This window comes from Mycolicibacter heraklionensis, from assembly GCF_019645815.1.
Taxonomy (GTDB): Bacteria; Actinomycetota; Actinomycetes; order Mycobacteriales; family Mycobacteriaceae; genus Mycobacterium; species Mycobacterium heraklionense.
Genome location: NZ_CP080997.1, coordinates 3,384,322 through 3,398,943, shown reverse-complemented (window position 1 = coordinate 3,398,943; position 14,622 = coordinate 3,384,322). Strand labels below are relative to the sequence as shown.

At 68.5% G+C, this 14,622-nt stretch carries 13 protein-coding genes; 8 read left to right on the top strand and 5 right to left on the bottom strand.

All coding sequences use genetic code 11. The annotated features are described in order from the left end of the window. Positions 1-30: 30 nt before the first annotated feature. Positions 31-225: a YbdD/YjiX family protein gene (locus K3U94_RS16055; protein ID WP_082134030.1), complete on the bottom strand. Its 195-nt coding sequence runs from the start codon at positions 223-225 to the stop codon at positions 31-33. Next, entirely contained in the window at positions 201-2,468 is a 2,268-nt protein-coding gene (locus K3U94_RS16050; protein ID WP_220694354.1) for a carbon starvation CstA family protein, read from the bottom strand. The genes K3U94_RS16055 and K3U94_RS16050 overlap by 25 nt, the downstream gene beginning before the upstream one ends. 116 nt (positions 2,469-2,584) lie before the next feature. On the opposite strand from K3U94_RS16050, the gene K3U94_RS16045 reads away from it, so the two are divergent. From K3U94_RS16045 to K3U94_RS16030, 4 genes are all read left to right on the top strand, one after another. Next, positions 2,585-3,343, top strand: a complete 759-nt coding sequence (locus K3U94_RS16045) for an SDR family NAD(P)-dependent oxidoreductase (protein WP_047319000.1) — start codon at positions 2,585-2,587, stop codon at positions 3,341-3,343. Between the two features lie 21 nt (positions 3,344-3,364). Further along, a complete protein-coding gene (locus K3U94_RS16040) occupies positions 3,365-5,530 on the top strand; it encodes an acyl-CoA dehydrogenase family protein (protein ID WP_220694353.1) in 2,166 nt (721 codons plus the stop codon). 94 nt (positions 5,531-5,624) lie between these two features. Further along, the gene (gene poxB / locus K3U94_RS16035; protein WP_220694352.1) at positions 5,625-7,361 is read left to right on the top strand and encodes a ubiquinone-dependent pyruvate dehydrogenase; all 1,737 of its coding nucleotides are present in this window, start codon (positions 5,625-5,627) and stop codon (positions 7,359-7,361) included. Positions 7,362-7,552: 191 nt separating this feature from the next. Then, positions 7,553-8,023 carry a 2-isopropylmalate synthase gene (locus tag K3U94_RS16030; protein WP_047319003.1) on the top strand — a complete coding sequence of 157 codons (471 nt, stop codon included), beginning with the start codon at positions 7,553-7,555 and terminating at the stop codon, positions 8,021-8,023. Here the strand turns inward: K3U94_RS16030 and K3U94_RS16025 are convergent. Beyond that, the gene (locus K3U94_RS16025; protein WP_047319004.1) at positions 8,020-9,495 is read right to left on the bottom strand and encodes a cytochrome P450; all 1,476 of its coding nucleotides are present in this window, start codon (positions 9,493-9,495) and stop codon (positions 8,020-8,022) included. The genes K3U94_RS16030 and K3U94_RS16025 overlap by 4 nt on opposite strands. Positions 9,496-9,612: 117 nt before the next feature. On the opposite strand from K3U94_RS16025, the gene K3U94_RS16020 reads away from it, so the two are divergent. Both K3U94_RS16020 and K3U94_RS16015 read left to right on the top strand, forming a co-directional pair. Next, positions 9,613-10,263 (top strand): TetR/AcrR family transcriptional regulator, encoded by a 651-nt coding sequence (locus tag K3U94_RS16020; RefSeq protein ID WP_082134044.1) that lies wholly within the window; start codon positions 9,613-9,615, stop codon positions 10,261-10,263. A gap of 40 nt (positions 10,264-10,303) precedes the next feature. Beyond that, positions 10,304-11,179, top strand: a complete 876-nt coding sequence (locus tag K3U94_RS16015; protein ID WP_220694351.1) for an SDR family oxidoreductase — start codon at positions 10,304-10,306, stop codon at positions 11,177-11,179. 25 nt (positions 11,180-11,204) lie between these two features. Here K3U94_RS16015 and K3U94_RS16010 read toward each other — a convergent pair whose 3' ends face one another. After that, entirely contained in the window at positions 11,205-12,383 is a 1,179-nt protein-coding gene (locus K3U94_RS16010; protein WP_220694350.1) for an AAA family ATPase, read from the bottom strand. Between K3U94_RS16010 and K3U94_RS16005 the strand changes: the two genes are divergently transcribed. Both K3U94_RS16005 and K3U94_RS16000 read left to right on the top strand, forming a co-directional pair. Then, positions 12,382-12,519 (top strand): hypothetical protein, encoded by a 138-nt coding sequence (locus K3U94_RS16005; protein ID WP_220694349.1) that lies wholly within the window; start codon positions 12,382-12,384, stop codon positions 12,517-12,519. The two genes, K3U94_RS16010 and K3U94_RS16005, sit on opposite strands and share 2 nt — an antisense overlap. Positions 12,520-12,536: 17 nt before the next feature. Then, a complete protein-coding gene (locus K3U94_RS16000) occupies positions 12,537-13,949 on the top strand; it encodes a sensor histidine kinase (protein WP_220696832.1) in 1,413 nt (470 codons plus the stop codon). On the opposite strand, the gene K3U94_RS15995 is transcribed toward K3U94_RS16000, so the two are convergent. Next, the gene (locus tag K3U94_RS15995; protein ID WP_220694348.1) at positions 13,919-14,599 is read right to left on the bottom strand and encodes a response regulator transcription factor; all 681 of its coding nucleotides are present in this window, start codon (positions 14,597-14,599) and stop codon (positions 13,919-13,921) included. The two genes, K3U94_RS16000 and K3U94_RS15995, sit on opposite strands and share 31 nt — an antisense overlap. Positions 14,600-14,622: the final 23 nt, after the last annotated feature.

The window sequence follows — 14,622 nt, the reverse complement described above, 5'->3', positions numbered from 1 at the left end:
AGGTTTGGACACGGCCCGGCCGGAGCGGTGTCAGCAGCAACGCGCCCCGGGATTGGCGTCGTGACGGCGCCGCCAGTAGTCCCGCTCGGAGAGCACCGGTTCGCCGGGATGGGCGCGGCGGCGGTACTCCAGATAGCGGTGGTAGTGGTTGTCGCCCAACAGCGATGCCCAGTACCAGCCGACGTGGCGAGCGGCCCGGACTAATCCACGCAGCGGGCGTCCCATTGCGCCTGCACCTTTCGCTCGGCCGCGGTCGGGATCAGCCCGGCCGGTGCGAATCGTCGCGATGGCACCGGCGGCGGCTCGGCGGTAGACGCCGTGCCGCGGATCGCCCTTGCCGACACCAGAATTCCGGCGATGACCACCACCGCCACCAAGGAGGCGAAAACTATCGACAAGGTGCCCTGAATGAACGTGTTGCGGACGACGTCGTGCAACTGCTGCGCGTTGGCCGCCGATCCGAACGATGTCTTGCCGGCCCGCTCGGCGGCCCGGTAGGCGAAGTGCTGCGTCCAGTAGCCCACCCGCGGATCGCCGGAGAAGATCTTCTGCCACGACGCCGTCATGGTGACCGTCAGATCCCACAGCAGCGGAATGCCCGGGATCAGTGCCCATTTCAAGCCGGAGCCCGCCTGGCCCTTCTTGATCACGATCACCGTCACCACGGTCAGCGCGATCGCGGCCAGCAACTGGTTGGCGATACCGAACAGTGGGAAGAGGGTGTTGATCCCGCCAAGCGGATCGGTGACGCCCATCAACAGGATCGAACCCCAGCCGGCGACCACGGCCAGACTGCACACCCACGCACCGATCCGCCAACTCGGGTTGGCCAGCCGGCGCAGCGGCCCGCCCAGGTTGCTCAGTGCGTCGGCGAGCATGAATCGGGCCACCCGGGTGCCGGCGTCGACGGTGGTCAGGATGAACAGCGCCTCGAACATGATCGCGAAGTGGTACCAGAAAGCCTTGAGACCCGGCCCGCCGAACACCCGCCCCAGCACCTCGGCCATTCCCAACGCCAGGGTCGGGGCCCCGCCGGTGCGCGACACGATCGACTGTTCTCCGACCGCGGTGGCGGCCTCGGTGATCTGGTCGGCGGTCACCGGTGACCCGCCCAGTCCGAGCCCGTTGACGTAGGCGGCGGCGCTCGAGGCGGTGCCGCCGGTAGAGGCGACCGGCGCATTGAGGGTGAAGAACAGGTGCTGGTCCAGAATCGAGGCGGTGATCAGCGCCATGATCGCCACGAAGGACTCGGTGAGCATGCCGCCATAGCCGATCAGCCGCATCTGGCTCTCTTTTTCGAGCAGTTTCGGGGTGGTGCCCGAAGCGATCAGCGAATGAAATCCCGACAGCGCGCCGCACGCGATCGTGATGAACAGGAACGGGAACAGTGACCCGGCGAACACCGGCCCTTCGCCGGTGCGGGCGAACTCCGAGACGGCCGGAGCGGCCATCAGCGGCCGAGCGATCAGGATGCCGACGGCCAGCAGGACGATGGTGCCGACCTTCATGAACGTCGACAGATAGTCACGAGGCGCCAGTAGCAACCACACCGGCAGCACCGAGGCGGCGAAGCCGTAACCGATGATGCACCACGACAACGTCACCGGGGACAAGGTGAACCACGCCGCACCCCAAGAGGTTTCGGCGACCCACTTACCAGAAGCGACGGCGCCCAGTAGCGCGACGATCCCGATCAGGGACACCTCCGACACCCGGCCGGGCCGCAGGAATCGCAGATAGAACCCCATGAACAGGGCGATCGGAATCGTCATCGCGATGGAGAACACGCCCCACGGACTGACCGCCAAGGCCCGCACCACGATCAGCGCCAGCACCGCGATCAGGATCACCATGATGACCAGCACCCCGATGATCGCGGCCGCGCCGCCGATGACGCCGAGTTCCTCGCGGGCCATCTGCCCCAAGGAGCGGCCCCGCCGGCGCACCGAGCACCACAGCACCAGGTAGTCCTGCACACAGCCGGCCAACACCGCGCCGATCACGATCCAGATGGTGCCCGGCAGGTAGCCCATCTGAGTGGCCAGCACCGGGCCGACCAGCGGTCCCGCGCCGGCGATTGCCGCGAAATGGTGGCCGAAGAGCACCCGCCGGTCGGTCGGCAGATAGTCGGTCCCGTCCTCGAAGATCTCCGCAGGCGTGGCGTGGTCGTCGCGCGGGCGCACGATCTTGCGTTCGATAAGCCTTGCGTAGAAACGGAATCCGATCACGTACGTGCACACCGCGGCGACGACGAACCACACCGCGTTCACCGACTCGCCGCGCGCGAACGCGATCGATGCCCACGCCACCGCCCCCGCGACAGCGAGTGCGCCGAACACCATTTTGTGCCGTGCTGAGATGGGGGAGTGGTCGATGACTGCCACTGCGGGCAGCTCGGGGTCGGTGTGTACATACGTCACCGGCCCGTCGTGTCGCTCGACTGTCTCCGGCGCCGTCGGTGCGGCCACGGGTACCTCCTTGGCGCCTGTCTGATGCCCGAGGGGCAGCGGTTTCCGAGCGGAACGATAACTTGTCCTAGATTCTCAACTACTAGATTTTCTGTAACGGCCGCGAAGGGGTGTGCATGGACATCAACGGTAAGAAGGTCATCGTCGTGGGCGGCGCCTCCGGAATGGGTCGCGCCACCGCGGAGCTGCTGGCTGCCGGCGGGGCGGACGTCGCGGTGCTCGACCGGGAGGGCTCGGAGGGCAAGCAGGTCGCAGACGGTTTCGGGGGCGCCTTCTATCCGGTGGACATTACCGACTTCGACGCCACCGAGAAGACGCTGGCCGCGGCCGTCGAGGGCCTAGGCGGGCTGCACGTCATCGTCACCACGGCCGGCGGCGGGATCGCCAAACGCACCCTGTCCAAGTCCGGCCCGCACGACCTGGAGTCGTTCCGCGCGGTGATCGACCTGAACCTGATCGCCACGTTCAACATCAACCGGTTGGCCGCCGCGCACATGAGCACCAACGAGCCCGAGGACGAGGAGCGCGGCGTCATCATCAACACCGCCTCGATCGCGGCCTTCGAGGGCCAGATCGGCCAGGTCGCCTACACCGCCGCCAAGGCGGGCGTCGCGGGCATGGCCCTGACCATGGCTCGTGACCTCGGTTCGGTGGGAATCCGAGCGCTCGCGATCGCGCCGAGCCTGTTCGCCACCGGCCTGACCAAGGGCATCCCGGAGGAGTTCGCCAGTGCCCTGACCAAGGACGCGGCGTTCCCCAAGCGCCTCGGCCGGCCCGAGGAGTTCGCCAAGCTGGTTGCCGCCGTCGTCGACAACCCGATGCTCAACGGTCAGTGCCTGCGCCTCGACGCCGGGCAACGGTTCGCCCCCAAGTAAACGAAAGCCAGGAGACAGCCCATGGGCATTGGAATTACCGACGACCACCGCGAACTGGCCGAGGTGGCCCGCGGATTCTTGACCGCGCAGAAGGCCCGCTCGGCGGCCCGTGCGCTGCTGGACGCCGCCGAGGAGACTCGGCCACCGTTCTGGGGCGAGCTGGCCGCGCTGGGCTGGCTGGGCCTGCATATCGGCGAGCAGTACGGCGGCTCGGGCTTCGGGCTGCCTGAGCTGGTGGTGGTGATCGAGGAGCTGGGCCGGGCGGTGGCGCCCGGACCATTCGTTCCGACCGTCATCGCCTCGGCGGTGATCGCCGCCGCCGGCACTTCCGAACAGCAGGCCCGCCTGCTGCCCGGGCTGATCGACGGTTCCGTCACCGCCGGCATCGGGCTGGCCGGCGACGTCGTGCTGGACGGCGGCGTGGCCTCCGGGGACGCCGGGGTGGTGCTGGGCGCGGGCCTGGCCGACGTGCTGCTGGTGGCCGCGGGTGAGGACGTGCTGGTCCTCGAGCGGGACCGGGCTGGGATCAACGTGGACGTGCCCGGCAATGTCGATCCGACCCGGCGGTCCGGGCGGGTCACGCTGACCGGTGTCGGCGTGAGCCCCGACGACGTCCTGGCCGGCGCGCGCGAGTCGGCGCTGGCACGTGCCCGGGTCTTGCTGGCCGCCGAAGCCGTTGGCGGCGCGGCCGACTGCACCGACGCGGCGGTGGAGTACGCGAAGGTGCGCGAACAGTTCGGCCGGACCATCGCCACCTTCCAGGCCATCAAGCACCATTGCGCCAACATGCTGGTCGGCGCGGAATCTGCCACCGCCGCGGTGTGGGATGCCGCGCGGGCTGATGGCGAGGACGAGTTCGCCTTCCGGCTGGCTGCTGCGGTCGCCGCCACCCTGGCGTTCCCCGCCTACGAGCGCAACGCCGAGCTGAACATCCAGGTGCACGGCGGTATCGGCTACACCTGGGAGCACGACGCCCACCTGCAGCTGCGCCGCGCCCTCGCGGTACAGGCCCTGTTCGGCGGCGACGCACCGGCCCAGGCCGTCTTCGAGAGTGCCGCGGCCGGCATCACCCGCGCCAACAGCCTGGACCTGCCGCCCGAGGCCGAGGAGTTGCGCACCCGGATCCAGGCCGACGCGCTCGAGATCGCGGCGTTGGGCACCGACGACCAGCTGGATCGGCTGATCGCGACCGGCTACGTGATGCCGCACTGGCCCAAGCCGTGGGGCCGGGCCGCCGACGCGGTCGAGCAGGTGGTGATCGAGCAGGAGTTCACCGCCGCTGGCGTTCAGCGGCCCGACTACTCGATCACCGGCTGGGTGATCCTGACGCTGATCCAGCAGGGCACCGAGTCGCAGATCGAGCGGTTCGTGGAGAAGGCGCTGCGCCAGGAGGAGATCTGGTGTCAGCTGTTCTCCGAGCCGGGCGCCGGCTCGGATGCGGCGGCGGTCAAGACCAAGGCAACCCGGGTCGAGGGCGGCTGGAAGATCACCGGTCAGAAGGTGTGGACCTCGGGTGCGCATCTGTGCCGGCGCGGCCTGGCCACGGTGCGTACCGACTTCGACGTCGCCAAGCACGCCGGCATCACCATGGTGATCGTCGACATGAAGGCGCCGGGCGTCGAGGTGCGGCCGTTGCGGCAGATCACCGGTGGTTCGGAGTTCAACGAGGTGTTCTTCAACGACGTCTTCGTTCCCGACGAGGACGTGGTCGGCGAGGTCAACGGCGGCTGGAAGGTGGCCCGGGCCACCCTGGGCAATGAGCGGGTCAGCATCGGTGGCGGTGGCTCCTACACTGCCGGGGTCGACCAGAGGCTGATCGCACTGGCCCAGCAGCACCGGCAGTCGGTGGCCGATGCCGAGGTGCGGATCGGGCGGTTCGTCGCCGACGAGCACGCGTTGCGCCTGCTGAACCTGCGGCGCGCGGCGCGCAGCATCGCCGGCGCCGCGCCCGGCCCCGAAGGCAATGTCACCAAGCTCAAGCTCGCCGAGCACATGGGCGACGGCGCAGCGATTGGTGCGGCGTTGCTGGGCCCGGATGTTGCCCTCGATGACGGGCCGGGCGCGATGGCTGCGCGGATGGTGATGGGGGCCCGCGGTATCGCGATCGCCGGCGGCACCTCGGAGGTGACGCGCAACCAGATCGCCGAGCGAATTCTGGGGATGCCCCGCGACCCGCTGATCAAGTAGCGTTCTTCCTGCGCGAGCGGGCGTGTTTGCACGGCAACACGCCGCCCGTACCGGCATTCTGCGCACGCTCGCTCCGTGCTGAGGAGGACGCGAAATGGCAACCGTCGCAGACCATGTCATTGCCGTCCTGAAACGCAGCGGGGTGCAGCGCGTCTTCGGGATTCCCGGCGACAGCCTCAACGGGCTCACCGACGCGATCCGCCGGGACGGCGAGGTCAGCTGGGAACAGGTGCGCCACGAGGAGACCGCTGCGTTCGCGGCCGCCGCGGAGGCAGCGCTGCGCGGCAGTTTGGCGGTGTGCGCCGGTAGTTGCGGGCCCGGCAACCTGCACCTGATCAACGGCCTGTTCGACGCGCAGCGCAGCCGGGTGCCGGTGCTGGCGATCGCCGCCCACATCCCGCTGGCCGAGGTGGGCTCCGACTACTTCCAAGAAACCCATCCGCAGAACCTGTTTCGCGAGTGCAGCGTCTACTGCGAGTTGGTCAGCACCCCCGAGCAGGCGCCTCGGATCCTGGAGCTGGCCATGCGTGCGGCGGTGGAGGAGAACGGCGTCGCCGTGGTGATGGTGCCGGGGGAGATCTTCGGCCACCGCCTCGACGAAACCGCCTGGGGAGCGCGCCCCGTGCGCGCAGGCGGATCGGTGTGTCACCCCGACGAGCAGGGGCTGCAGGCGGCCGCGGCCATGCTCAATTCCGCTGCCAATGTCACCATTCTGGCCGGTGCGGGGGTCGCCGGCGCCCATGACCAGGTGATGGAGCTGGCGCGCACTTTGGCGGCACCGATCGTGCACGCGCTGCGCGGCAAGGAGTACATCGAGTACGACAATCCCCACGACGTCGGCATGACCGGACTGCTCGGGTTCGCGTCCGGCTACAAGGCGATCAGAGAAGCCGACGTGCTGCTGATGCTCGGCACCGACTTTCCTTACCAGCAGTTCTATCCCGATCGTGCGCAGATCATCCAAGTCGACATTCGCGGCCGAAACTTGGGCCGGCGCACGCCGATCGATCTCGGGCTGCTCGGCACCGTCGCCGACACCCTCGCCGTGTTGCAGCCATTATTGGCGAGCAAAAGCGACCACACCCACTTGGAAAAGTCGCTGAAGCACTACCGCAAGACCCGTAAGCGACTGGACGCGCTGGCGTCCAATGATCGCGACCGCACCCCGATACGTCCCGAATATGTTGCCGCGGTGGCTAATCGGTTGGCCGCCGATGACGCGGTATTCACCGTCGACGTCGGCTCCCCGGTGGTGTGGGCGGCGCGCTACGTAACCATGAACGGGCGGCGACGGTTGATCGGGTCGTTCAACCACGGCACCATGGCGTGCGCGCTGCCGCACGCGATCGGCGCCCAGACCGTCGATCGGGAGCGACAAGTCGTCGCTTTCGCCGGCGACGGCGGGCTGGCGATGCTGTTCGGAGAGCTGCTCACGCTGACGCAGAATCACTTGCCGGTCAAGGTGATCGTGTTCAACAACTCGTCGCTGAACTTCGTCGAACTGGAGATGAAGGCCGCCGGCATCGTCAACTTCGGTACCGAGTTGGACAATCCGGACTTCGGCGCCGTCGCCACCGCGCTGGGCATGTTCGGTCGTCGCGTGGAGCGGCCCGCCGACCTGGAGACGGCCCTGACCGAGGCGTTCGCCTACGACGGCCCGGCCGTCGTCGACGTCGTCACTGCCCGCCAGGAACTGTCGATCCCGCCGGCGATCACCGCTGAGCAGGCCAAAGGTTTCTCGCTCTATGCGATCCGGACCATTCTGGCCGGCCGCGGCGACGAGCTGCTGGACCTGGTGACCACCAACGTGGCCCGCCGCATCTTGAATTGATCTCAATCTCGACGCCAGTCCATAAATGGCGTTGCGCGTCCAGCGGAGGCGCTACTAGCCTGGGTGACATCATGCGGTATCTAGTCGTAGTAGCCGGCACCCGCAGCGGGGTCTGATCCAGACCGACCCCCGCTGTGGGTCGGAAGCTACTACCTGTCGGTCGCTCTCTTCGAGCAGAAAAGACTCCGACCATGGCCAGCACATCCTTCGCAGACCAATTCGACACCCGACTCCCGCGTGAACTGCGCGACCCAGCCGCCCAGCTCACGTGGGAGGGCTTCGTGGCCACCTACGGCCGCTGTTCCGGGCCGCTACGGCTGGGCCGGTGGCGCTGCCTGGACGCCGACCGACCCGCGGCACGGCTGGGTCTACAGGGCCGCACGTACCAGGCGACGATCGCGATTGGGGAGCGGACCGGAACGTGCACCGCGGCGGCGCACGGTCCGTTGGCCGCGCTGACCGAGATGTTGTACGAGCGTGGAATCACGTTGGAAATCCTGGGATTTCATCAGCTCGGCTGCGGCACCGAGACAGCGACGTTCATCCACGGTTCCAACGGCCGCGCGACGGCCTGGGCGGTGGGCTTCGCGCCCGACGCCGGGGCCTCGGCCGTGGACGCAGTCGTCACCTGCGTCAACCGTCTGCTGACGGCGGGCGGTTAGAGCCGGCGCAACACGATCGGCATCCCGTCCATCGGGATCGGCATGCCGCCGTAGTCCCAGCGCGGCTGGTAGCCGGGGTGGGACAGCTCAATCCGGTACTGGCGCAGCAACCGGTGCAGCACAGTCTTGACCTCGAGACGGCCGAACACCATCCCGATGCACTTGTGCGCCCCGCCGCCGAACGGCGCCCAGGCGTAGCGGTGCTTCTTGTGCTCGGCCCGCGGCTCGAGGAACCGCTCCGGGTCGAACTGGCGCGGGTTGGTGTACAGCTCGGGCAGCCAGTGATTCATTCCGGGCCAGGTGACCACGTTGGTTCCGGCCGGCACGTAATGGCCCAGCAGATCGGTGTCGCGGACCGTCTGGCGCATGTTGAACGGCAGCGGCGTCACCAGCCGCAGGGACTCGTCCATGACCAGGTCGAGGGTCTCCAGCTTCTCCAGCGACTCGATGTCCAGCGGGCTGTCGCCCAGCCGCGTCGACTCGTCGCGGGCTCGCTCCTGCCACTCCGGGTGCGCGGCCAGGTGGTAGATCATCGTGGTCACCGTTGAGGTGGTGGTGTCGTGGGCGGCCATCATCAAGAAGATCATGTGGTTGACGATGTCGGCGTCGGAGAAGCTGTTGCCGTCCTCGTCGGCGGTGTGACAGAGCACCGTCAGCATGTCGGTGCCCTCGGCGTTACGGCGCTCTTTGACCCGCTCGACGAAGTAGTCCTCGAGCAGCTTGCGGCCCTGCAGGCCCTGCCACCACTTGAACGGCGGCACCGAGGTGCGGATGATCGCGCCGCCGGCCCGGGTGGTCTGTTCGAAGGCGTGGTTGACCTTGGTGACCAGCTGGTGGTCGCTGCCCGGCTCGTGGCCCATGAACACCACCGAGGCGACGTCGAGGGTCAGTTCCTTCATCGCCGGGTACACCAGGAAACGGCCGTCGTCGGTGGGCCAGTCGGCCACAATCGCCGAAGCCACCCGGTCGATGTCCTCGACATAGCTGGCCAGCCGGGGCCGGGTGAAGGCGGACTGCATGATTCGCCGGTGCGCCATGTGCTCGTCGAAGTCGAGCATCATCAGGCCGCGGTTGAAGAACGGCCCGATCACCGGGAGCCAGCCCTTCTGCGAGTAGTCCTTGTTCTTGTTGGTGAAGATCGTCTGGGTGGCGTCGGGCCCCAGCGCGACGATCGACGGCAGGATGGGCGAGTCGGCGAAGGTGATCGGGCCGCGGGTGTTGTACAGGTGCAGGGGGAAGTCGGGTCCCTGGCGGAACATCTCGACGATGTGACCCAGCAGCGGCAGCCCCGAGTCACCGACGATGGGCTTCAGATCGCTGCCCGCCGGCGGGGTGGCCAGCGTCCGCTGCGGCCAGTCGACCGTCATCAGCCGTTTTTCCAGCAATCCCATGCCCGGGATGGTGTTCACGGTCGGGACGAACCGGCGTTTTGCCTGGTCCAGCAGGTAACGCGGGGTGCTGATGGTGGTCACAGACGCTCCTCTAACGGCCCGGACAGGTTGTGGTAACCGTCACTTCGCCCTAATCCTTGGAGTAAGTTTGACGCCTGTCAAGTTTGAATCCGGCGCGGCGTGGTGCAAGGTGCAAAGGTGAATATCGAGGATGACGCGGGCGGGCGCTCTGCCGACGACCTGCCGCTGCGGCGGGGCGACAAGCAGCGTCAGGCGATTGTTCAGGCGGTGCGTGAGCTGCTGGAGGAGAAACCCTTCGCGGAACTGTCGGTCAGCACCATCAGCGACCGGGCCGGGGTGGCGCGCTCGGGGTTCTATTTCTACTTCGACTCCAAGTACGCCGTGCTCGCCCACATCCTGGCGGAGGCCACCCACGAGCTCGAAGAACTGACCCACTACTTCGCACCGCGGGGCGCCGACGAATCGACCGAGGCCTTCGCCCAGCGCATGGTGGGCAGTGCCGCCGCGGTCTACGCCCACAACGATCCGGTGATGTCGGCGTGCAACTTGGCCCGCAACAGCGACGCCGAGATCCGCGAGCTGCTCGACGCTCAGATCGACGCGGTGATCAACCAGATCGTCGGCGTGGTCAATGACGAGATCGCCGCGGGGACCGCGAACCCGATCAGCGACGACATCCCCGCGCTGGTGCGGACCCTGGGCGCCACCACCGTCTACATGCTTTCCGGCGACAGTGCCTTCGTCGGGCCCGGCGGTGATGTGGGTCGTGGTGTGCAGGTGCTCGAGGCGTTGTGGCGCAATGCGCTGTGGGGCGGCGGTAAGGGCTAGCGGTGATCCCTGGGCGGTACCGCCGGTATCGTCTGCACCCATGACACGCGTAGCGCAGTACTACCGGGGCAAGCGGTGCTTCATCACCGGAGCGGCGAGCGGGATCGGTCGGGCCACCGCGTTGCGGCTGGCTGAGCATGGTGCCGAGCTGTACCTGACCGACCGCAACGCCGACGGCCTGGCTGAAACCGTCGCCGACGCACGCGCTCTGGGCGCGCTGGTACCCGAGCACCGGGTGGTCGACGTCGCCGACTACGACGACGTCGCCGCCTTCGCCGCCGACATTCATGAGCGGCACCAGCCCATGGACATCGTGATGAACATCGCCGGGATCTCGGCCTGGGGGACCGTCGACCGGCTCACCCACGCACAGTGGCGCAAGCTGGTCGACATCAACCTGATGGGTCCGATCCACGTCATCGAGACCTTCATCCCGCCGATGATGGCCGCCGGCCGCGGCGGCCACCTGGTCAATGTCTCTTCGGCGGCCGGAATCGTCGCCTTGCCTTGGCACGCCGCCTATTCCGCCAGCAAGTACGGCCTGCGCGGAGTGTCGGAGGTGCTGCGGTTCGACCTGGCCCGGCACAAGATCGGGGTGTCGGTGGTGGTTCCCGGCGCGGTCAAGACCGGGCTGGTCCACACCGTCGAGATCGCCGGCGTGGACCGCGAGGACCCGCAGGTGGAGAAATGGGTGGGCCGTTTTGCCGGCCATGCCGTGTCGCCGGAGAAGGCGGCGGACAAGATCCTGGCCGGGGTGGCGCGCAACCGCTACCTGGTCTACACCTCCGGTGACATCCGGGCGCTGTACGCGTTCAAGCGGCTGGCCTGGCTGCCCTACAGCGTGGCCATGCGCCAGGCCAACGTGCTGTTCAGCCGTGCGCTGCGGCCGTCGCGCGATTCGTTGCGCAGCTCCTGAGCCGCCGCGTCGGCGCTCAGACGCGTCAGCGGCTGCCCCAGTCCCAGGCCGGGGTGTTGAGCAGGCCCAGCCCGGCGACCCGCGTCTCGCCGAAGTCCTTGTAGACCTCGACCTCCGCGGTGTCGTCGCGGTCGGCTTCGGCGACGGGCACGGCGGCGAGCAGTTCGGGCATGGTGCGCGCGTGGGTGACCACCACGACCTGGGTTCGGGTGGCGGCGGCCCGGATGAGTTCGGCCAGCGGCGCCACCAGGTCGGGATGCAGTGACGTCTCCGGCTCGTTGAGCACCATCAGCGACGGTGGCTGTGGGCTCAGCAGGGCGGCCGCCCACAGCAGGAAGCGCAGGGTGCCGTCGGACAGTTCGGCGGCGCGCAACGGCCGCAGCATGCCCCGCTGGCGCAACTGAAGGTCGAACATGCCGTCGTGCGAGCTGACGGACAGTGTCGCCCCGTCGAATGCGGCCGCAACCGCACGGGCCAGGTCGTCGTCGCCGGACTCGATGATGGTCTGTACCGCCGCGGCCAGATCGACGCCGTCGCCGGCGAGTACCGGTGTGCGCGTACCGACCTGCGGCCGTCGCACCGGTGCGCCGGCATCCACCCGGAAGCCGTCGTAGAAGCGCCAGTCCCGCAGCCGGTCCCGTACCGCGGCCAGTTCCGGATGTGCTGCGGGGTGGGCGAATTCGGCGAGCACGCTGCGATAGGTCGGCAGTGCCCGCGACAGTTCCTCGACCCCGGAGTCCGTGCTGGCCTGCGCGAATGCCCGGGTGCGGCTCACCAACGTGGCGCCGCGGCGCGGCACCGGTCCGGCGAACACGATCTCCCGTTTGATCTCCGGATCGTGGGCGAACGCCGAAGCCTGCGCCGGGTCCTGTGGTAGTCCCAGATCGACCAGGTAGCCGAAATCGTCGGAGGCGAAACCCAGCTCCAGTGAGACGGGTCGGGTGCGCACGCTGCCCTGGGCGGCTCCGCTGCGGCGCGCTTCGCCGAGCTGCTCCGGGCCGGCCCACAGCACCGACTCCAGGCCGCCCTCGCGGGCCAGTGAGCCGATCACCTCGCCGCGCCCGCAGTCGGCCAGCAGTCGTAGCGCCCGATACAGCGAGGACTTCCCGGTCCCGTTAGCGCCGGTGACGACGGTGAGCTGGTGCAGCGGCAGCACCAGGTCGCGCAGCGAGCGGTAACCCCGTACGGCCAGCGTCGACAGCATGCCCGGCAGGTTATCGGGTGCCTCCGACGTGCTGGGCGTCGTCAGCAAACCCGCGGCCTCAGTGGTGTCACAGCGGCGGCGGGTCACGATGGCGGGCATGCTGTGTCGGTATGCGATGAACCGGGAGGCGGCGTGAGCGGCAGCACGGACCGGATGCGGGCCGTCATCGAGCGGCTTCGCTCGCTGTACAGCGGTGTGCGGACCCGATCGGCGCTGGCCGCGGCGGCGGTGATGACGATCTGCCTCGCGATTGCGGGCGGGCTGCTCCTGCTGGTGCTGTATAGGTCGCTGGAATCGACCGCCGAGACCGCGGCGGGCCTTCGCGCCGAACATATCGCCGCGGCGCTGCGGTCTGACGATCTCGACGATCTGGAGTCGGCGCTGCTGGCCACCGATGCGCAGATCGCCGTCGTGGAGGTTGTCGGGGCGTCGGGCGTGATCCGGGCCGCGTCCAACGGCGCACCCCGATCGCCGCTGGCCGCAGTAGCCCTCGATGACGGTCAAGCGCGCTATGTGGGCCGCGTCGAATCCGCCACCGGCGACGAGTATTGGGTATCGGCCCGCGGCGCCACCGCCGACGGAGACCCGGTCACCGTGCTGGTGGGGGTGGACCGCGAACCGGTCGAGGAGATCGTGGCCGAGGTTGGTGTGTTGCTGGCGGTCGGTGCGCCGATTCTGATCGTGTTGGTCGCAGCGGGAACTTTCCGCCTGGTGGGTGCCGCGCTGCGGCCGGTGGAAGCGATCCGCACCCGGGTGGCGTCGATCTCCAGCGCTGATCTGACCGAGCGGGTGCCGGTTCCCCGAACCCATGACGAGATCGCCGAACTGGCGACGACGATGAACGCCATGCTGTCTCGGCTGGAGCATGGGAGGGCCGCCCAACTGCGTCTGGTCAGCGATGTGTCGCACGAACTGCGCAGCCCCCTGGCCACCATCACCACCGCGCTGGAGCTGGCCAGTGCCCGGCCCGAGCTGATGGACCGGGACCTGATCGACGAATCGCTGCTGCCGGAATCGCGGCGGATGGGGCAACTTCTCCAAGACCTGTTGCTGCTGGCCCGCTCCGACGAAGGGGCACTGGGATTGCGGTGGGAGGACGTCGACATCGACGATCTCCTGGAGGCCGAGGCGAACCGACTGGGCGCCAGCGGGTCGGTCAGCGTCGTCACCGATATCCGGGCCTGCCGGGTAACGGGTGACCGTGCCGCCCTGACCCGGGTGATTCGCAACCTGGTCGACAACGCGGCCCGGTATGCCCGCAGCACGGTGACGCTGAGCTGCCGTCCGGTCCCGGGCGGCGTCGTCATCACGATCGCCGACGACGGTCCCGGGATCCCGGTGGGTGAGCGGAAGCGGATCTTCGAGCGGTTCGTCCGGCTCGACGCCGCCCGTTCCCGGACGTCGGGTGGGACCGGACTCGGCCTGGCGATCGTCGCGGAGGTGGTGCGTGCCCACCGGGGAACCGTTGCCGTGGATGATGCCGCCGCCGGTGGGGCGGTGTTCACCGTGTCACTGCCCCAACAGGGCGGCCCGGATCAAGAGTCGGTGTCCGAACGCAGGCGGTAGCCGGCGCCGCGGACCGTCTCGATGGTGGCGAGTCCGAACGGCGCGTCGATCTTGCGGCGCAGATAGCCGATGTAGACCTCGACGACGTTCTCGTCGCCGGTGTAGTTCGAATCCCACACTGAGCGCAAGATCTCGGACTTGGTGACCACATCGCCCTGGTGCCGCATCAAGAACTGCAGTAGCCCGAATTCCCGGGGCGTCAGGGTGAGCACCGTGTCACCGCGGGTCACCCGACGGCGAGCCGGATCGAGCGACAGGGTGCCCGCAGTGAGCACCGTCGGACGTGCCGGGGCGCCCCGGCGCAGCAGGGCGCGCAGCCGTGCCACCAGGACGACGAACGAGAACGGTTTGGTCAGATAGTCGTCGGCGCCGATGTCGAAGGCATCCGCCATGTCGTACTCGCCGTCTTTGGCCGAGAGCATGAGCACCGGCGTCCACACCTGCTGCGCCCGCAGCCCGCGGACCACCTGGTAGCCACTGAGGCCGGGCAACATGATGTCCAGCACCACCACGTCGTAGTCGCCGGTGGTGGCGGCGGCCAGGCCGTCGGTGCCGTCGTGTTCGACGTCGACGACGAAGCCCTCGGCGACCAGCCCGCGACGCACGGTCTCCGCCAGCCGAGCCTCGTCTTCGACCAGCAATATCCGCACCACACCAGTACAGCAGAGCTCGA